15 protein-coding genes, 1 tRNA gene and 1 pseudogene are annotated in these 20473 nt (G+C 37.6%); all 17 read right to left on the minus strand.

Features of this window, described 5'->3' with window-relative positions:
- A pseudogene (locus tag QT76_RS08110) lies at nt 1-656 on the minus strand (Eco57I restriction-modification methylase domain-containing protein); the annotation flags it as partial.
- 9 nt (nt 657-665) lie between these two features.
- Nucleotides 666-1682: an IS1595-like element ISHp1 family transposase gene (locus tag QT76_RS06515; protein ID WP_033600270.1), complete on the minus strand. Its 1017-nt coding sequence runs from the start codon at nt 1680-1682 to the stop codon at nt 666-668.
- A gap of 228 nt (nt 1683-1910) precedes the next feature.
- A complete protein-coding gene (locus tag QT76_RS06520) occupies nt 1911-2807 on the minus strand; it encodes an OriC activity response regulator (protein ID WP_000697535.1) in 897 nt (298 codons plus the stop codon).
- A gap of 21 nt (nt 2808-2828) precedes the next feature.
- Nucleotides 2829-4049, minus strand: coding sequence for a bifunctional 2-C-methyl-D-erythritol 4-phosphate cytidylyltransferase/2-C-methyl-D-erythritol 2,4-cyclodiphosphate synthase (locus QT76_RS06525; RefSeq protein ID WP_033617086.1), 1221 nt, complete (start codon nt 4047-4049; stop codon nt 2829-2831).
- Nucleotides 4050-4070: 21 nt separating this feature from the next.
- A complete protein-coding gene (locus QT76_RS06530) occupies nt 4071-5501 on the minus strand; it encodes a Do family serine endopeptidase (RefSeq protein WP_033617087.1) in 1431 nt (476 codons plus the stop codon).
- A 44-nt stretch (nt 5502-5545) separates the two neighbouring features.
- Nucleotides 5546-6988, minus strand: coding sequence for an amino acid permease (locus QT76_RS06535; protein ID WP_033617088.1), 1443 nt, complete (start codon nt 6986-6988; stop codon nt 5546-5548).
- Nucleotides 6989-7201: 213 nt separating this feature from the next.
- A complete protein-coding gene (pgsA, locus tag QT76_RS06540) occupies nt 7202-7741 on the minus strand; it encodes a CDP-diacylglycerol--glycerol-3-phosphate 3-phosphatidyltransferase (RefSeq protein WP_033617089.1) in 540 nt (179 codons plus the stop codon).
- On the minus strand, nt 7738-8349 hold the full coding sequence (locus QT76_RS06545; RefSeq protein WP_033617108.1) for a hypothetical protein: 612 nt from the start codon (nt 8347-8349) through the stop codon (nt 7738-7740). The genes pgsA and QT76_RS06545 overlap by 4 nt, the downstream gene beginning before the upstream one ends.
- 10 nt (nt 8350-8359) lie before the next feature.
- Nucleotides 8360-9148, minus strand: a complete 789-nt coding sequence (locus tag QT76_RS06550) for an enoyl-ACP reductase (RefSeq protein WP_001014515.1) — start codon at nt 9146-9148, stop codon at nt 8360-8362.
- Entirely contained in the window at nt 9145-10047 is a 903-nt protein-coding gene (gene dapA, locus QT76_RS06555; protein ID WP_033617090.1) for a 4-hydroxy-tetrahydrodipicolinate synthase, read from the minus strand. The genes QT76_RS06550 and dapA overlap by 4 nt, the downstream gene beginning before the upstream one ends.
- 14 nt (nt 10048-10061) lie before the next feature.
- Nucleotides 10062-11396, minus strand: a complete 1335-nt coding sequence (gene pqqE, locus QT76_RS06560; RefSeq protein ID WP_033617091.1) for a zinc protease PqqE — start codon at nt 11394-11396, stop codon at nt 10062-10064.
- On the minus strand, nt 11393-12448 hold the full coding sequence (locus QT76_RS06565; RefSeq protein WP_033617092.1) for a quinone-dependent dihydroorotate dehydrogenase: 1056 nt from the start codon (nt 12446-12448) through the stop codon (nt 11393-11395). The genes pqqE and QT76_RS06565 overlap by 4 nt, the downstream gene beginning before the upstream one ends.
- Nucleotides 12449-12484: 36 nt before the next feature.
- A complete protein-coding gene (locus QT76_RS06570; RefSeq protein ID WP_033617093.1) occupies nt 12485-14512 on the minus strand; it encodes an RNA degradosome polyphosphate kinase in 2028 nt (675 codons plus the stop codon).
- A 92-nt stretch (nt 14513-14604) separates the two neighbouring features.
- Nucleotides 14605-14682 (minus strand) — tRNA-Pro (locus tag QT76_RS06575).
- A 494-nt stretch (nt 14683-15176) separates the two neighbouring features.
- The gene (locus QT76_RS06580) at nt 15177-16448 is read right to left on the minus strand and encodes a restriction endonuclease subunit S (protein ID WP_033617094.1); all 1272 of its coding nucleotides are present in this window, start codon (nt 16446-16448) and stop codon (nt 15177-15179) included.
- Nucleotides 16441-18072 (minus strand): N-6 DNA methylase, encoded by a 1632-nt coding sequence (locus tag QT76_RS06585; RefSeq protein WP_033617095.1) that lies wholly within the window; start codon nt 18070-18072, stop codon nt 16441-16443. Before QT76_RS06585 ends, QT76_RS06580 begins: the two co-directional genes overlap by 8 nt.
- The gene (locus QT76_RS06590) at nt 18065-20344 is read right to left on the minus strand and encodes a DEAD/DEAH box helicase family protein (protein WP_229306572.1); all 2280 of its coding nucleotides are present in this window, start codon (nt 20342-20344) and stop codon (nt 18065-18067) included. Before QT76_RS06590 ends, QT76_RS06585 begins: the two co-directional genes overlap by 8 nt.
- Between the last annotated feature and the right edge of the window lie 129 nt (nt 20345-20473).

Below are 20473 nucleotides of genomic sequence, written 5' to 3' on the forward strand. Positions count from 1 at the left end.
AAAAGCAAACTTCTTGCATTCAATTTCTTTTCATCTTTTAAGGTATTGAAAAAGAATTTAGCCAAATCTCTTATCTCATGATTGTCTAAAAGCTTGTTGTCAGTATCAATTATCCCAAAATCTTTTTTAAAATTTGTAGGACTAATATTGACTAAACCGCTATTAAAAAGGCTTTTAATAAAAAAATCTAGATTTCTAGCGTTAAGACTCCCACTATATTCTTCTTTGTAGGTAATTTCATTGTTTGTTTCTTTAATATAAGCGTGAACGCTAGCCCCATCAAACAAAAACCCAAACATTTTGAAGCCATTAAATCGTTCATCTTTTAGATAGTTTTTTACTTGTTCTGATGCTTTATGAGTTTCTTTTTCATTTTTTAAGCGGTTGTATTTCTTGTATTCAATGATAGTGTTGCCATATTGAAAATCAGTGCGACCATAGGCATTATTGTTTTCATGCCTAAAATTTTCATAGTTTGAGCTAGTAAAACTTAACCCCCTTAAAAGAGCGTTAAGTTCATTTTCAAAAATATGGGCTAAATCATTTTCACTTCCTTGTTGGTTTAAAGGCGAATCAGCGGAGCTTAGTTTGAGTAAAAAATCATTATAGATTTTTGTTTGTTCTTTATCTAGTTGTGAAAAATCATAAAGTGTCATCATTCCCCCTTAAACCGCTAATAGTGGAATAGCGGATCTATGGGAAATCTCTAAACTTTTGCTCACACACTCGCTATTTTGTATATGTTCAAGCAATATTATTTCTTTATAGCTTTCTTTAGCAAAATTCACAAAGTTATGATAGACAAGATAGTTATCTAAATATTTAGTGGCTACACCCTTAAACTTATGCTTGATCATATCTTTTAAATGGCTGTGATAACTATTGATGGTTTGAATGTTAAAAGAGCCTAGCTTATATCTTTTCTTGGGTATTCTGATATGGCTCAGCTCCATATCATTGGCTAGTTTCAAGTAGGCTTTAAAGCTATCGGTTACAAAAATGCTTCCTTTAGAAACTTTATTAGTTAAAACTTTCTCTAAATCCTTAATCTTAGGCTTTCCTAAATTAGAAACTTTAGCGATAGATTTACCATTTAAATTCACCCCACTTGTTACACAAACTTGTTCTTTAGATAAACCACGCTTAGCCGCTTGTGTACCTCTTTTTTTAGATAAGCGTGGCAATTTAAAATCTCTATGATGTCCCTTAAAAGAAAGGGGGAAGTAAGTCTCATCAGCTTCCACTATGCCATCAAGTTTCACTCCATTTTGTATATTCTGCAAGGTATCTAAAATCTTGTGCCGCCAATAGAATGCGGTTGTTACATCAATATTACAAATTTGAGCTGTTTTTTTAAGCGAATATTTTTCTACCATGCAATGAATGAATTTTTTCCATACCTTAATGTCTTTTTTAGTGCTAAAAAGAATGGTGTTGTTGGTATAAGTGAAAGTTTTAGAGCAAGCTTTGCATGAAAATCTTTGTCTGTTGTCTTTTTTACCATTTTTTACAAACGAAGTGGATTTGCAATGTGGGCATTCTTTGATTTCTTTTTGAATGGGTGTTTTAAGATTTTCCTTATTTTTATTTTTAATCGTTTTTAAAAAGGCTTTTTTATTGGCTTCTGTTAGATTATTAAAGAGCTGTTTGATAATCTCTAATTCATTTGCATTGCTAGGCATTTAAAAGTCCTTATTTAAATCAGAATATTTTAGCAAAATAACTATTAAAAATCAACACTTTTTACAAATAGAGCCTATTTTAATAATAATTAACTCTATTCTCATTCAATACGCTAAATTTTGAGAGATTATCGCTTGCTTTAGCTCTTTTGATTGCAAAAATGCTTTTGGCATTTTTACATTTTATGATCAACGCCCCACAAAAAACAGGGCTTAAGGATTTTTTTGTTATTTGCGCGGTAAGTTATATTTCCGGCGTTTTTCCCAAAGGCTTTTGCGGCTAATGCCAAGCTTGTTGGCTAATTCTGTATCGGTGCAAGTAGAAGAAAAATGCCTGATCGCTTCTTTTTCATACTCTTGAATGGAAAGGAAAGTCGTGTTATCGCTGAACAAAGATAGGGGTCTATTGCCGCATTCAATGCTCACAATTTTAGGAAATTCTAGGGGTTCTTTATGGGTATAGGACAAAACAATAGGGCATGAACGGGCCAATTCTAACAATTTCAATTGCTCATCTTTTTTAAGCTCTTCTAAATGCATGATGTAAAAAGGGCGTTCTAGTTTGTCTTTATTCTTGTATAGATCTTTCCAAGTGGTATCCTTTAAAGAGAAAAAAGAAAAATCCATTTGCCTTTCTTTAGCGTATTGCAATAAATAAGCGTTCGCAAGCTCTTGAGAGGGCGTGTGAATAATAAAGGGCGGCCTATAGGAAAAATCTTTAGGCAAGGGCAATTCCGCATGGATAAAGTCTAAGTAATTTTCATAAAATCCCAAGCGAGCGGTCATTTCTTGGTAGGCTTTGTGGTATTGGATCTTACGCAACAATTCATCCATTTTAAAAGGCTTTAGAATATAATCTCTCGCTCCCGCTTGAATGGGTTTATTCACCCCATCTTCATTGACATGCGAAGCCATCATGATAATGATTTGCTTGGAATTATAACGCACAAAATGTTCGCAACGCCCTTGAGTGCAAACTTTAGAAGAAACTAAAATCACATCATAAGGCTCTTTATTTTCTTCTGAAATGCTAGAGATGATCTCGCAAAAATGCCCTAAATCATGCAAATTATGCGAAATACTCCTGGCTAGCGCTAAATCGTCTTCAATGATTAAGATTTTCATCCATTCTTCCTTTTATCGCATTTAAAGTTTTTGTTTATAACGCATGCTCACATGCGCTTGGACTAACAGCCCTTCTTGTTTGCCAATGAATCCCATTTTTTCCATTGTGGTGGCTTTCAAGCTGATTTGAGATTTTTCTAAACCCAAAAGTTGGCTCAAATTCTCTAAAATCGCCGGTTTGTAAGGAGTGATTTTAGGGATTTCGCTAAAGATGGTCGCCCCCATTTCAAACAATTCAAACCCAATGCTTTGAGAAAAATCCAACACGATTTTTAAAAGCTCTTTAGAGGAGGCGTTTTTGTATTTGGGATCATTATCAGGGAACCATTCGCCAATATCCCCCCCTTTAATCGCTCCTAAAATCGCATCAATAACTGCATGCAACAAAGCATCGCCATCGCTGTGAGCCTTTAACCCAAACTCGCAATCCAAAACAACCCCCCCTAAAACCATAGGCTTATTTTTAACAAACGCATGCGTATCAAAGCCCATGCCTATAAAAGTGTCTTTTGCTGGGTTGAAAAAGAACGCGAAATGCTTCAAATCATCGCTCGTGGTGAGCTTGTGCAAATTTTTACTGCCTTCAATATAACTCACACGATCAGGGAAAGCTTGCAAAATCGCGCTGCTTTCATCTTTAAAATCCCCTTGATTTAGGGCTGATTGGAGCGTTTTGGTGTGGCTTAATTGCGGGGTTTGAATGAGTTTGATCGCTTCTCTATCTAAAGCCTCGTTATAATAGATCGCTGTGTCATAGCAAGGCAAGTAAGGAGCGATGCAATAATGGCTTGTTTGTTGGAGGGTCAAAAACAAGCTTTTAAGTGCTTCCATATTGGCTAAACCCCTAGCCACATCACTGGTGAGCGTGTAAGCACTATTAATTACTTTTAAAGCGTTACGCACGGATTCTTGCCTTGATGCCCCGCCTTTTACAAGCTTGATTTCAGGGTAATGGCGTTGGATGTAAATATAATCCAATCCGCTTACAACCAGAATGATTTCTTTAAAGTCTAGGGCTTCTTTAAAGCTCTCATAAACGCTGAGCCATAAGGGGGTATGATTAGAGCGTAACCATTGTTTTTTGATGGTTTGAGAAAAACGCTTAGACTCCCCAGCGGCCAATAAAACAACGCTCGTTTGTTTGATAAGCGTTTCTAGCGTTTCTTTAGTTTCAAAAGGATCTTCTTCTAAACTTTCTAAAGAGAGTTTAAAAGCTTCCCCATTCACTCTAATCAAAGACATGCGACTAACGACCCATCTCTATCATTTCACCAAAATGATCCTATAACCTTGATTCAAGTCTAAAACTAAGAATCGTTTGGGTTTGCCTTTATACTTTTCTAAAGCATGGTTAAAATCCGCAACGCTTTTCACTTCAATCTCTTCAATTTTTGTGATGATGTTGCCTTGCCTAAAGCCAGCTTGCTCCGCTGGGGAATTTTCATTCACTTGAGAGACTAAAACCCCTTGAACATCATCGCTCAAACGCATAGACCTTTTGGTTTTTTGGGTTAAATCTTCTACTTGAAGCCCGTTCAATTGACCTTGCGCGCCGTTTTGAGCAGAAATGGTTTCTTTTTTGTTAGGGTTTTTCCTTTCGGCTAGAGTGAGAGTGAAGGTGCGTTCTTTTTTGTCTCTAATGACTTTTAAGGTTACTCTTTGATTGGGTAGCATGGAGCCGATTAGATTTCTTAACTCATTCGTGTTTTTAACCTTTTTCCCATTGACTTCAGTGATCAAATCCCACACCAAAATCCCTGCTTTTTTAGCCGGAGAGTCTTTTTCTACGCTAATGACCACCGCTCCTTCTTTATTGTCATAAGAATTTTGCAAATCGCCGCTCAAATCTTGCAAGCCCACGCCCAAGTAACCTCTTTCAATCTTACCGGTTTTGATGAGTTGGGTTACAATATCTTTAACCATGTTAGAAGGGATGGCAAAGCCAATGCCGTGGTTGCCCCCAGTTTTAGAGATAATAGCGGTATTAATCCCCACTAACCCTCCACGGCTATCAATTAAAGCACCGCCGGAATTTCCAGGATTGATGGAAGCGTCTGTTTGAATGAAATTCTCATAGCTGTTGATGCCAATCCCGCTTTTATTGAGCGCTGAAACAATGCCTTGCGTAACGCTTTCACCCACGCCAAAAGGGTTACCAATCGCAAAAACCAAATCGCCCACTGAAATATCATTAGAATCAGAGAATTTGATCGTGGGCAAGTTGTCTTTAGTGATGCGAATCACCGCTAAATCGCTTTCAGAATCGGTGCCTACTAAAGTAGCGGAATATTCTTTATTGATCCCTGGAATGGTCACTTTAATCTTATCTGCACCATCAATCACATGGTTATTAGTAACAATATAGCCATCTTTAGAAATGATTACGCCGCTACCTAAAGCCCTTTCCATTCTTTCTTTAGGGATCATTCCGCCCAAATCCCCAAAAAATTGTTGGAAAAAGGGGTCATTAAACATACCGCCACCTATAAAGTTGTTTTTAATCTTCTTTTCAGTAGAGATATTCACCACCGCTTTAATAGAATCCTTAATAGAATCGTGGTAAGAATAGATCGTATCGTCTTTAGAGGGGACGCTTATGCGCTCTTTCACTTTGGGCATGCTTTGGATTTGGATATTGCCCGCATTCAAGCTTAACGCTAAAGCCAAAGAGACAAAAAAAGTTTTTTTCATCATGGTTACTTCCTTAAAATGTGCTAAACTTCAAAATTAAAAAAAGATTATATCAAATCTTTTTTGTTATTTTCATTAGCTTTTTGTGTAAAATAGTATCCAATGTAACACACAACAGCAAAAACAATCGTCAAAATCATCCCAATGCGTTGATCCTTATCCATAGCCGAACCAATCACGCCGATGACACACCCAGTGATCCCTATGAGTTGCAAAAAGGGCAGGAAAGGGGCTTTATAAGGCAAATCCTCTAAAGAATGCCCAGCTTTTAAGTATTGCTTGCGGAAAGAATATTGCGAAATGGACACGCTAACCCACACAATAATCACCGTGAAACTGATCACATTAATCAAAGCTTCCACGACATTTTCTTTGGCATAAATTTGGACTAAAAGCCCTATAAGGGAAAAAGAAAGGGAAAAAAGCATCGCATAAGTGGGCGTGCCTTGTCGGTTGAGTTTGGAAAAAACCTTAAAAAACATCTTTTGTTTGGACAGCCCATAAATCATGCGGCTCGCTCCATAAAGCCCTGAATTAGCGGTAGAAAACATCGCCGTAATGATAACAGCGTTCATTATATCAGCCACATAAGGGATACCCATGCCAATAAAGGGCAAGTTGATGCGTTCTAAAACGCTCACAAAAGGGCTTTGCGTGATAGAGGAATCATTCATGGGTAAAAAAACAGAAATGACAAACACAGAGCCTAAAAAGAAAAAGACAATCCGCCACAAAGTCGCTTTGATCGCTTTGGGCATCACTTCGCTAGCGTTTTTAGTCTCCCCTACAGCCACCCCAATCACCTCTGTGCCAGTGAAAGCAAAAATGACAGCGAGCATCGCGCTAAAAACCGCCGCACTTCCGTTAGGGAAAAACCCCTTATCGCCAAAATGGAAATTGTTAAAAATAGAACTAAACCCATGCGAATAGATTTGATAGAGGATCCCAATTACACCAATCCCTATAAAAGCGATCACCGCTAAAACTTTAATCAGGCTAAAGAAAAACTCGCCCTCGGCAAAAATTTTAACCGAAAAAAAGTTCAATAAAAAAACTAACGCAATGCATAAAATAACCCAATAATGGATAGGAATATCCGCAAACCAGCGTTGCATGAGCATGCCTATAGCGATGTATTCTAGTGCCACCGTGATCACCCAGCCAAGCCAATACATCCAAAAAACCATATAGCCTGTGCCAGGGCCTATGAATTTAGCCGCATAATCCCCAAAACTGCCCGTAGTGGGATAAATGCTAGCCAATTCGCCTAAAGAGAGCATGATGCAATAAACCACAAGCCCTCCAAAACCATAAGCGATCAAGGTCCCTAAAGGGCCAGCGCTCGCAATATTACCTCCAGTGCCTACAAAAAGCCCTGTGCCAATCGCTCCCCCAAATGCAATCATTAAGAGATGGCGCATTTTCATGTCTCTTTTAAGCTCGCCTTGTTTTTGCGTGATATTTTGATGCGTTATCTTTTGATTGTCCATGCGACACCTCCTTAGATTGAAAATAAAAATAGCTTGAATTATAACAAAAATAAAATAAAATGATTTTTTTTAATTGAATATTGAAAATAAAATTTAAAAAAAACGATCAAAAGCATTTTTTAAAGATTAAATAGTAAAAGAGATTGATCAAGCGATAGCTTTTTAAGAGTTTTAAGGTTTTTTTAAAAAACGCTAAAAACTTCTTCTAAAACATTAAGATTTATAATATTTAATCGTGTAATCTATCCCCGAATAAAGGGTTAAAAAAACTGCTATAGCCACAAGCGCATAGGAGTAAGTTAAATTGGCTAATAAAGCGCCAATCGCCACGACTTGAGACACGGTTTTATACTTGCCTAACGCATTGACAGGAATATCCTTTTTTTCATTAGCGGCTAAGACTCTAAGCCCTGAAATAAAAAATTCACGCCCTAAAATCACAAACGGGATCCATGCATTCACACGATCCAAATGGACTAACCCTAAAAACGCGCTCAAAATAAGGATTTTATCCGCTAAAGGATCAAAAATTTCCCCAAAGCGCGATTTGGCTTTATAGCTTCTAGCGATGTAGCCGTCCAATAAATCCGTGAGCGCGGCAAACAAAAAAACCAATGAAGAGATCATGTTAATGTGAAAGAGGGTTAAAAAACTAAAATAAGTGCGCGTGTTTAACAATAAAAATAATAAAAACAAGGATAAGACAATGCGTAAAATCGTTAAAAAATTAGGCAGGAGTTTTAAAACTTTCATGCTTTCAAAAAGACTTGTGAAAAATTCAAAAACGCGCGCCCCAAAAAGCCAAGCGCCACACACATTAAAATCACAGCGATCGTTAAAAAGATGATAACTAACGCTTGCGCTAAAACCCCTAAAAGAGCCAGCATGAAACTAAAAAGCAATAACCTAAACCCGCTTAAAAAAAATCTTTCTTGTGTGTAAAGGCTCAATTCTCTATAGAGTTTGTGCAAATAAAAAATAGAAACACCATTACCGATTAGTGAAAGGGCGTTACTGGCGTTAGGGACAAGATAGCTTAAAAGAGCGCATAAAATCACCGCCAAAAAACTGAAAGCAAAATTTTCAAAAAAACTCAGATGGCGTGTGATTTTAGAAAGCCTGTAAAAACCAATCGCTCCGGCAATAAACCCAAGCGCGCACAAAAAAAGAGACAATAACAACACGATATAAGCCAATTGATTATTGAAGAGATTAGAAATTTGAAACGATTTCGCCCCGCTTGAAACAAGAAAAAGCACCAACAAAACAGCCCCACACAAAGGGGCGAAAAAATAGCACAACAAGCATTTTTTAATGAATTGCAACTCTTTGTTTTGGTGGATGTGGATAATGTTTTTCAAAAAAATATCTTTATTTAAAAGTAGTCCCGCCATCTACAACGATCGTTTGCCCTGTAAGCCAACCGCTTTGGGTTTCATCGCATAAAAAATAAGCCGCTCCGGCTAGATCGTTAGGATTGCCCATGCGTTTTAGGGGCGATTGCTCTTCTACTTTTTCTTTAATCTCCACATAATCAGGGAAGGCTTTCAAAGCGTCCGTATCAATAGGCCCGCCGCTAACCGCATTCACTCTAATGTTAAATTCGCCTAAATCCACGGCAGCGTATTTGACCATGGTTTCTACGGCGTTTTTGGAATTGCCATGCCCAGCGTAATTAGGCATATAGACCAAATTCCCGGTAGAGCTTAAGCTCACGATCGCTCCGCCGCCTATTTTTTGCATGCGTTTTGCCGCTTCTTGAGCCCCCACCACAAACGCTAACACGGTGGCTGTGTAAATGTTGTTTAACCCCTTAGGTTTTAACCGCATAAACGGCGCAAATCCCCCCACGACAGAGCGCCCATAAATAATCGCGTTAGAAATAAAAAAATCCACTCTGTCAAAATCAGCGTCAATTTGCTTAAAAAGATCCGTGTATTGCTCAGGCTCTAAAACATTAAGAGAGTAAGCTTTGGCTTTAATGGAATATTTTTGCTCCACATCTTCTATGATTTTGTTGGCTTCTTCAACATTTTTATTGTAAGTGAAAGCGATATTCACGCCGCTTTGAGCGAAGCGATACAATATCGCCTTGCCAATCCCTCTAGTCGCGCCGCTGATCACTAGGGTTTTATTTTTCATGTGATTGGAACCATTCATGCAATTACCTCATATTGTTGTAGGGTTTTTTCTAAAAGTTTGATCGTTTCTTTGCTTGGGGCCACTAAAGGCAGTCTGTAACTTGGGTTTTCAATCAAGCCGGCTAAATGCATAGCCATTTTAATAGGGATGGGATTCGTTTCTACAAAAAGGGCTTGGTGCAAATGAAAAAGCTTATTTTGGATTTCTAGGGCTTGTTGGTATTTTTGTTTGAGCGTGCAATTGACCATTTGTGAAATCAGATTGGGCATTAAATTACCGGTCACTGAAACCACGCCGCACCCCCCTGAAAACATGATAGAGTGGTTGAGCGAATCTTCCCCACTAAAAATTTTAAAATCTTTTTCATGATAATGCAATTCTGTTACCCTTTTCAAAGAGCCAGACGCTTCTTTAATGGCTTGAATGTTAGGGACTTCTCTAAAGAGTTTGAGGGCGGTTGGAACTTCAATAGACACGCCCGTTCGGCTTGGCACATCATAAAGCATGACAGGGATTTCTACCGATTGAGCGATAGTTTTATAATGTTCAAACAAGCCTTGTTGGGTGGGGCGGTTATAATACGGACTTACGCATAAAATCGCATCTGCGCCGATTTTTTGAGCGAACTTTGCCAAAGAAAGGGACTCGCTCGTGGCGTTACTGCCCACGCCGGCTAACACTTTCATGCGTGAATTGGAGGGCGTTTTAGTGTTTTTGCAAGTCTCTATGGCGATTTCAATGCAACGCATGTGCTCTTTGTGGGTGAGCGTGGCGGATTCCCCTGTCGTGCCAACAGGCACGCATGCGTCCATGCCCTGAAAAATTTGGCGCTTGATCAAAGTTTCATAAGCGGCCTCATCAACGCTCAAATCTTTTTTAAAAGGCGTAATTAACGCACTAGATGAATGAAATTGCATGTTATAAGGCTCTTTTAAGGTTTCAAAAACACGGTGGTTGATTGGGTGTCTTTAAAATATTCATTAGCCACACGCACCAAATCGCTCACTTTTAAATCCAAAAATTGTTGCTGATAATCCGTCAAGCCTTGAATATCGTTTTGCACTAAATAGTCCGCAAAAAGCCCCGCCACATCGCTAGAACTTTCTAAATTAGAAATAAAGTCAGCTTTTTGATTGATTTTGAGCTTGTCTAACTCCGCTTGAGTGATTTCGCCTTTTTTCAGCTTTTCTAAAAGTGCTACGATTTCTTTTTGTAAGGCTTCGGCTTTGACATTAGGATTACCCCCCGCAATGAATAAAAACACGCTTTCATCTTGTAATTGCATGTTGTGCGAGAAGACTTGAGAAGCCAGGCGTTTTTTATCCACTAATTCGCTTTGTAACCACGAGCTTTTACCTTCGCCTAAAAGCCTGCTTAACGCATCCAAGGCGACTTGATCTTTATGCTTGAAAGCAGGCACTTTATACCCTAACGCTACCCACTCTAAATGAACCCCATCTTTATGCACGACTGCCGTTCTGGCTCCATCTTGCTTAGGCTCTTTCATGTAAGGGGTGGGGATAGCTTTTTCATCAAGGTTTTTTAAGGATTCAAAATGCTTTTTACTCAATTCAAAAACCTTTTGGGAATTGACATCGCCTACCACCAAAACGATAGCGTTTTTAGGCTGATAATAGAGCGAATGGAATTTTTTAATGTCTTTTAAAGTCCAGTTTTGAATATCGTCCATAAAACCAATGGGCGTCCAATGGTAGGGGTGATAGACATAAGCGGTGTTAAAAAAGCGGAAATAAAGCATGCCGATAGGGGAATTATCAGTGCGCCATCGCCTTTCTTCAGCGACCACTTGACGCTCAGGCAAAAACTCATCTTCTTTTAAATTCAAAGAACCCATGGTTTCAGCGAACAATTCTAAAGATTTATCCAAGTTAGCTTGACTGGTTTTAATGAAATAGCGCGTAATATCAAAGCTCGTGGAAGCGTTACTCACGCCCCCAAAACGCTTAACGATTTTATCAAATTCGCCGGCTTTAAGGTTTTTGGTGCTTTTAAAATTCAAATGCTCTAACATGTGAGCGATCCCGCTCTTGCCCATGACTTCGTTTCTAGAGCCGACTTTATAAAGCACATCCACTTCTATAACCCCGGTTTTATTTTCTAGGGGGACGCTTACGACTTGCAACCCGTTTTTTAAGGTAACGCTCTCATGTTTGGGTAAGTAAGATTGCGCGTGCATGCTCGCTCCTAAAGTGACTAACAAGACAGAACTAAGCCTTAAAAGTCTTTTAACAGAAAAATATTTCATCTTAAATCCGCTCCTATAGCCTCTTTAACGCTCAAAAATCCATCTTTTTGGAGTAATTTTACCAAATCTTTAAGAATATTTTGGCATAAATTTGGCCCATTGTAAATAAAAGCGCTATAAATTTGTAACAGACTCGCTCCCATTTTAATCCTTTCATAAGCTTCTTTAGCATCGCTAATCCCCCCCACAGAAACAAGAACGCTTTGATTAAAAAAAGCTTTAGCCAATTCTTTAAAGATTTCACGGCTTTTTTTAGTCAGGCATTTCCCGCTCAAGCCCCCCATTTCTTTAGGGGCAAACACCAGGCTTTTATCAATCGTGGTGTTAGTCGCAATAATCCCATGCGCTCCGGCTCCAATAGCACTATTGACGATTTCTAGCATGTCATCTGTTTCTAAATCCGGGGCGATTTTTAAAAATAAAGGCTTATGGGTCATTTCTTTAGCCATGCAAAAAAGCTCATGCACAAACGCCTTGTTTTGTAAATCCCTTAAATTAGGGGTGTTGGGCGAAGAAAGGTTGAAAGTGTAATAATCGCCAATATCTAAACATTGTTTTAAAACCGCCTTGTAATCTTCTAGGGCATGCGCTTGCTCTATGTGTTTGTTTTTGCCTAAATTGATGCCAATAGGGGTTTTATAAGGGGCGAAGCGCTTAAACGATCTAACCCCTAAAATCGCCCCGTAATTATTAAACCCCATCGCATTTTGTAAGGACTCTTCTTCAATGTGCCTGAAAAGCCTTGGTCTTTCATTCCCCATTTGCGCTTCATTGGTGAGAGTGCCTGCTTCTAAATAGCCAAACCCAAAAGCAATTAACGCCCTGAGCATGGAAGCGTTTTTATCAAAGCCGGCGGCCAAGCCCAAAGGGTTAGGGAAGTTTAAGCCTAAAATTTCATTTTCAAGCTTTGGGTTTTTATAACCCCATTGAGAATCAATCAAATTGCACAAAAAGGGAGATGAAGAAAGCATTCTTAAAATCTTGCAAACTTTTTCATGCGCGTCTTCAGCGTCTAGGCTAAAAAGATATTTTTTTACTAATGAATAAAGCATTTAAATCCTTATCTTTTATGATTTGAACGATAACCTTTAAAAGGTTTTAAGGGCTTGTTTTTCAAAATAATCCTGCGAATTTAAAGGATCGTTAGGGTTTGAAACTTTAGTGTAACGGCCTTTAGAATTTAACTCGTAGCGTTTTAAGGTGTCTTTTAATTGGATTTCTAAAATATGCAACAATTTATTAGCGATCTTTGGGTTTGTGGCGGGAATGAGCAATTCCACGCGCCTTTCTAAATTCCTGGGCATTAAATCCGCGCTAGAAAAATAAATATTTTCATGTTTAAAATAATAAATGCGTGCATGTTCTAAATATTTCCCCACGATAGAATACACCCTGATATTTTCGCTCAAGCCCTTGACTTGGGGCTTTAAACAGCAAATCCCCCTAATAATGAGATCAATTTTAACCCCTTTTTGAGAGGCTTGATAGAGCCATTCAATGATTTCGCTATCCACTAGGGCGTTGGCTTTTAAAATGATATAGCCTTCTTGTTGGTGATTCATTTCATTTTGAATGAGTTCAATGATTTTAGGCTTGATCTGTTTGGGCGCCATAAAAAGCGTTTCTAATGCGCTATTAGTCGCGCTGCTCGTGAGCAAGGAATGGAAAAGCTTGATAATGTCGTTAGCGATTTCATTTTTAGCGCTAAAAAAACTCACATCGGTATAGATTTTAGCGCTCAAAGGGTTGTAATTGCCCGTGCTTAAATGGGTGAAATGGCGTAATTGGTTGTCTGTTTTTTTAGTGATCACAAGCATTTTGGCATGCACTTTGAGTTTAGAAACGCCATAAACGACTAACGCACCCGCCCTTTCTAGTGCTTTTGCCCAGTGCAAATTACTCTCTTCATCAAAGCGTGCTTTCAATTCCACTAAAACGCTCACTTGGATCTTGCTCGCCGCTTCAATCAAGGCTTTGACAATGGGAGAATGCCTGCCCACACGATAAAGCGTCATTTTGATAGAAAGCGTGGTTGGATCGCTAGCAGCTTGCTCTATCAAATCAATCACAGGCTCAAAACTCTCATAAGGGTGGAATAACAACAAGTCTTGTTTTTCTATGGATTTAAAGAGATCGTTTTCATTGAAATGAGGGTGGATTTTAGGCGTGAAATTGGGCGATTTAAGGGCTTTAAAATCGCTATGATTGACTAATTCCCACAAATCCCCTAAATTAAGCATGATCGCACTTTTATAAATATGCATGCCGGTGAGTTTGTGCTTTTTGTAAGAGTGGGTCTGAAAACTCCTTAAAGAGGCTAAAAGGGTGTTTAAAAGCTCTTGGCTCCCGCTTTGGGTTTGCAAGCGCACGATTTCGCCTTGGTTTCGTTTCCTTAAACTTTTACTCATCAAATCCGCATAATCATGCGCTTCATCTTCAGTGATGGCAATATCCGCATCGCAAGTTACCCTAAACGCCATGCAATCTAAAATTTCATGCTCTAAAAACAATTCTTCTAAATGCGCTTCTACGATTTCTTCAGCCAACACAAACAAGCCTTTTTCTAGCTCCACAAAACGGAAGATAAAAGAGGGGAGTTTGATGAGCGCATGGGAGATGTTTTGGGTTTCTTTGTCTTTAATGCGGGCAAAAAGCGCGAAAGTCAAATTCGCTAAAGGCGGGAAAGTGTGCGAAGAATCCAACTTAAAAGGCAAGACTAACGCATAAAGTTGCTCTTTAAAATAAGTTTTAGCTTTGGCTTTTTGCTCTAAATTCAGCTTGTTATAAGGGGTGATGCAAAGCCCTTTTTTAAAGAGTAGGGCTTGGATTTTTTGAAATTCTAATTCCCTTTCTTCAATTTCATGCGCTAAATAACGCTTGATTTTTTCTAATTGCTCTTCAGGGCTTGCACCATCAATGCCTTTAGAGGCGATTTTATGCTCATAAAGTTGTTTAAGCCCGGCCACTCTTATCATGTAAAATTCATCTAAATTCGTGTCATAAATGGCTAAAAACTTCAAACGCTCTAATAAAGGCAGGCTCTCATCTTTAGCTTCATTCAAAACCCTTGTGTTAAAAGCTAACCATGAAAGCTCTCGGTTAAAGAAACGATCCAATAGAAATCCTTTCAATCATCATGTTTAAAAATTGATTTTGTTTAGTGTGATTATATAATGAAATGATATTGATTGAAGTTTTTTTAAAGTCATGGTCGGAGTAGCGGGATTCAAACCCACGACCTCACCCACCCCAAGGGTGCGCGCTAATCAGGCTGCGCCATACTCCGCAATCAAAAAGGGAGATTGTAGCGCGAGTTTGCTTAGTTGTTGTTTAAAAACTCTTTTTTGTAAAACTTCATTTTTTGAATAAAACTTCATTTAACCCTAAAAGATCGCTTAAAATTTTTTTTAGCGTTTTTTGGGTTGATTGTTTCTATAATAAACGGACGCAAGTAGTAATCTCTTGGTTTTCTCTTTGGTTGCGGTATTTGGAGTGTGTTAGGGTTGGGGGTAACAGTGGGCGGTTACCTCAGAAAAGGAGATAACCTAACATGAGATTAGTAATCATAGTTTTAATGGTGTCCGCAATGCCATTATACTAAAATTTTGGCTCTAGCGCAAGAGCGCTAGGGTCAAATCTTACTAGCGGATTTGACTCAAACTTTTAATTTTTTGAAACTTCTTTTTCTTTAAAAAATTTCTTTTGATGACAAAACTTCTCTTTCTTGTAACTAAAGGGTTTTTATCTCTACCCCTTAAAAAAGTTTTGTTCTAAAATTTTTCATTCAGGTTTGACTTGTTGTTTTAAGAGTAGGGGGAGCAGGAAGTCCCTGAGTGCGGTTAGGGTTTGGGTTGCTTGCATGTTGGATACAAGTAATTTAATGATATTTTCGCATTTTTTTGAGTATTGCTTGATTATTTTATGGTTGAAAGGGATTTGAATTTTTAAGGTATCAATAGGGCTTAAATTTTGTTGAGATGAGCCTATAGCGTTTCTCTGTAGTATGGCTGAGAATAGGGGATTTCTTATCAAAGAATAATAAAAGGGGTTTAGCTCTTTTTCTTTTGGTAAAACTACGCCGACGCGCTGATTTAAAATACAATTTTTTGAAAACACTAAGGCACAGCGTCCAATATGTCCTGTTAATGTGATTAAAATATTTGTTGGCTCTAATAGGCAATATTTAGGGAGTTTTTTCGGTAAAAATAAAAGGTTAGTTGTAATACTTAAATCAACTAATGAATGTTGAACATTTTTGTTTGTGATTAAAATATAATCATTTTTATTGTTGCTGTATGTATTTGATTGAAAAGAATAACCGCTGAAAATATCCACTAGTTCCCCTAGCGTTTTAACTTCAAAATCGTTAGGGATAAGGCGGTTTAATTCTTTAGAAAATTTCATTTTCCCGCCACTAGTTTGGTAGGGTTTGTTGTTTTCATCTAAAAAATCAAAACGGACGAAGTATTGCTCATAAAGAAGTTTTAGGATTTTGTGTAAAAGCTCATTGATTTTGTGGTTGTTCTCTATTTTTTGATCTAAAACAGAAAGCGTGCGGGCGATTTTTTGTTGTGTTTCTATGTTAATTAAAGGTATATTTAGATCCTTAATAGTATCAATAGTTAGTGTGTATCTTTGACCGCTTCCACTTGCGCAATTAGAAAAATATTTTCTGCCATAAAAAGAACTTAAATAAGCATTTAAAAATTTTCCATTTAAAACCTTTTGATTAGGTTTAAGCAAAGTGCAATGATAACCTAGTAACACATTATCAAAATTATCTGCAATATAAGTAGAAATGCCTATATCATCTTTTGTTTCGCTATCCTTTGTAATAGCAACATAACCTTTTTTTAATGAAAATTTATTAATTTCGTTTTGTGTGGCGGTTGCTTTCATAAATTTTTTACTTGTATATTTTGTTATCGCCCAATTATTATATACATCTGTAAAATTACAGAGTTTAACTTTTTGTTCGTTTTCTTTTGTTTTTTTATCTACATTGCTATTTAGAATTTCGCATACTTCACTTAATTTGACATGCTCACTCAAACCTAACCCCTTTTAAAGTTTCTAAAATTTCTTGTTGCAAGTTTTGGCTTTCATCAAAAAGGCTCGCTAGTTCGCTTGAATATTGTTGCATCAAGTTTTCAAACTCCGCTTGGCTGATTGTTTCGCTCGTGTCTTCTATAGTGAAATACTGCCCAGGGTTTAGAGAATAGTTTTTTTCTATGATTTCATCAAAAGAAACCAGAGCGCAAAAATCCGCTTTTTGGGTTTTATTTTGAAAGGTTTCTAAAATCAAATCCATATCGCTTGGTCTTAAGCGCGTTTTTTTGTTTTTGTTTTCGGTGTATTCTTCGCCGAGTTTGGAAGCGTCAATCAAAATCACTTCCTTTGCACTTGGCGTTTTTTGAAAAAAGATGATGCTCACGTTAGTGCCGGTGTTGGCAAAAACCTGACTGGGCATGCAAATCACCCCATAAACGAGCCTTCCATCCACTAAATGCCGGACAATCTTATTTTCTACCCCGCTTTTAGCACTGATGAATCCGGTTGGCACGATAATAGCCCCCTTACCCTTATTACTAAGCATGTTTAGGCAATGCTGGAAAAAGAGCGTGTAAATGGGCATTTTGCTTTTATCGTTTTTGGGGATATTAGGCACGCCTAAGAAAAAATCGTTTTTGTTTTGCGAAATCTCGGCATGCTCGTTGGAAAAATCCAGCTTGAAAGGGGGGTTACTCACGATGTAATCCATTTTCCCATGACATTCTTTAGAATGGTAGGGGTTGGTTAAAGTGTTTCCCTCAATGGCGTTTTTTAAAGAGTGGGTCAAGTCGTTTAAAATCAAGTTGAGTTTGAGCATTCTTAAGGATTTTTGCGAAATGTCTTGGGCATAGAGGGTGCAAGAATCGGTGCCTATTTGGTGGGCTAGTGCCATTAAAAGCGTTCCTGTGCCAGCGCTTGGGTCATAGATTTTGACGCTTTGGGTCGGCTCATTGATTAAAAGCTTGGCAATGATGCTAGCGATGCTTAAAGGGGTGTAGTATTCGGCGTATGTCCCTCCGCTGTTGTTATTGTAATCTTTGAGTAAGTATTCAAAAATGGGGGCGAAAAAATCATAGCCTTGTTGGTTTTGCAAGTTTAAAAAAGCGTTTTTGAAATTAAAATTTTTGAGTTTGTCTAGTAAAGCTTTTGTGAAATTAGCCCTTTTAGACTCTTTGTTAACGTGTTGTGAAATGCTTTCAAATAGGGCGATAGTGGTTTTATCCGTGCTTTGGGTGTCAAAAAGCTTGGCGTTATTGCTAGAAATGTTGTTAAAAATAGCATCTAGTTTTAGGTGTAAATCGTTATCGTTAAAATGTTTTTCAAAAAGATAGCTTAAAAGATCATCATAGGCGAGTTTGGGGAGTTGTTTATCGCTTAAGGTAAGGAAAAAATCTTCTTTTTCTTCCTTTTTAAAATCTTTGTAATCTTGTATGGTTTTGTTGGGGAATTCTTGTTCAAAAAAGAATTCAAACTTATCGCATAAGAATTTATACAAAAAGCATTGCGTGATGATCTTGTATTCGTTGCCGTCGTTCCCTAAACCAAAACTCGTGCAAATGACTTTTAAATCATCAATGAGGCTTAGGGTGTCTTGTTTGATTTGCAATAAGGCGTTATTAGGCATTCAAAATTCCTTGATGGTGGTTTTGCGTGAGTTCGTTAAAAAGGGTTTGAGTAATAAATTCTTTTTCTTTTTCCAAATCTTTTAAGGAGGGGTTTTTGTTGAAAGCGTCCCTTAATTCTGCTTTTATGGCATTTTTTAGGGTGGTTTCTTCGTTTAAGATTTCTTGACGCTTAGAAATACGCGCATCAAGAGCTTTTTTGAGCGCGCTTAAAAGCGTGAAAATTCCCTTAGAAATGTTTTCTTCCATGAGGCGATCATGAAGGCGTTTATGCGTGATCACATAAGCTCGATCATTATTGTATTTATTTAATAGGTTGGTGGTCTGTTCTTTGTGTTGTTTGAGTTGTGAAATGATCGCATCATAGGAATGAGAAATTTCCTCAAAATTCTGGCTTGTTGCGGGCGTTTGGAGTAGTTTTGAAAAGTCTTTGTAAAACTTTTGGATTTCTTTATCTTGTTTGTCCGGGATTTTTTCTAACATCTCTTTAGCTTGCTTGTATTTAGCACTAATTTCTTCTTTTTCTTTGAAGCGTAATTCTTTGCTTTCTTTAAATTCTATTTTAAAGTCCAAAAGAGCGATGAGGTCTTCTAAAATCATTAAATCGTTTGGGTTTTTAGGCTCATTGATATTTTTTAACGCATGGAGTTGTTTGGCTTTTTTATTAAGCATTGAAGAGATTTTGCTGATCTTTTCAATATCCATTTTTTCTTTTAATGAAAGGATTTTTTCATCGCTAGAAGTGCGGATTAAATTGTAGCACTCTTTAAGCGTGTTAATGGCGTGTGAGACTTTTAAAAGCTCGTTCATTTCGCTGATACTAACAATGGTGCTAGTCATGTCCTCTATATCATCAATGGGGTAATTAAAAAGATCATCATAAGCGTTTTTAATGTCTTTTTCTAAAGTTTCACGATCCGCAAACATGTCTTTGAGATTATCTTTGATATTAGAATCGCTTTGATTGAATTGGTTTAACTCTTTCAAATAATCATCAGTCGTTTTGTCATAATTTTCTTTAATGCCTACAAAATCTATAAGGTAGCCAAAAGACATGTTGTTATAAGGGCGATTCACTCTGGCTAGGGCTTGGAGCAAATTGTGATCTTTTAATTCTCTGTGGATATAAAGGCGTTTGAGATTGGGTAAATCAAAGCCGGTTAAAAGCATGTTAAACACAAAGACTATGTCCGTATCTTCATGTTTGAAAGAATGAATCTTTTCTTTGACTTCTTGTTCGTCATGCAAAATCAGGCTGGATTGGAGTTTTTTTAAAATCCTTAGGTTAGGGTTTTCTTGTAAGACTTTTTCTTGGACTTCATTAAAAAATAAATTAGCTAACCTAGCTTGGGCGCTTGAAAAACAAACCACCATAGCCTTTAAATTTTCATCATTATTTACACGCCTGAAATTCAATAAATCTCTGATGATATAAAAGAGCATTTCTTTAATGTATATTTCATGATTAAAAATAAATTCTTTTTTAACCTCTATGTCTTCAATAGTGATGCTTTCTTGTAAAAGGCGATAGATTTCTTGTAGTTTTTCTTTGTAGCTCTTTTCAATGATTTCTAATTGGAGTTTTAGGGTGTGTCTGTCGCTAATGGATTCTGCACAAGAATAGGTGTGCAAGTAGTTGCCAAAAGTTTTTTTAGTGGCTTTATCTTGCGCGTTGTCTTCTAATAGGGGCGTGCCTGTGAGGGCGATTTTTAGCGCTGTTTTGTCGCATTCTATCAAATTAGCGTAAAAGTAACCTTTAGGGTCATAGCTCCTGTGGGCTTCATCTATGATAAACACCCTTTGTAAATCATGGTTATCTTTTGTCGCTTCTTGTAATTCTGTTTTAGAAATAATTTCTTTAGGAGCGCTAGAAGGGTCTTCATTGGGGGCTTTTTCTTCATTGGGGGCTTTGAATTTTTGGATATTCACAACGATGATTTCATCATTCCCTTGAGAGCCTTCAAAAACGCTAGAGTTTTTTAATTTTTGGCTCAAATCCTCTTTATTTTCTGCCTCATGCACACAAAGGCCTCTTTTTGAAAACTCGCTTTTGGCTTGCTCCAATAAATCCAACCTGTCCACAATAAAATAAAATTTAGTCTTTTTGTTTAGGCTGGATTGGCTAAAAAAGTCTCTGATGAGTTTGGTTAAATGGTAGGTTAAGGCGGTTTTACCGCTGCCTTGCGTGTGCCAGATGATGCCTTTTAGGGGATCTTTTGGGTTCGTTTCATAATGCTTTTGCAATTCTTTTAAAATGTTCAAGCTCGCAAACATCTGCGCGTAACGCCAAATGTGTTTTTTAAACTCTGATTTTTCTTTTAAGAAACTGATGCCGTATTTTAGGATAAAGCAAAGCCTTTTGTGAGAGCAAAACGAAGTTAAAAGGGAGTTTGTAGGGGTTTC

It is taken from the genome of Helicobacter pylori SA37A, assembly GCF_000476015.1.
GTDB classification, from domain to species: domain Bacteria; phylum Campylobacterota; class Campylobacteria; order Campylobacterales; family Helicobacteraceae; genus Helicobacter; species Helicobacter pylori_DB.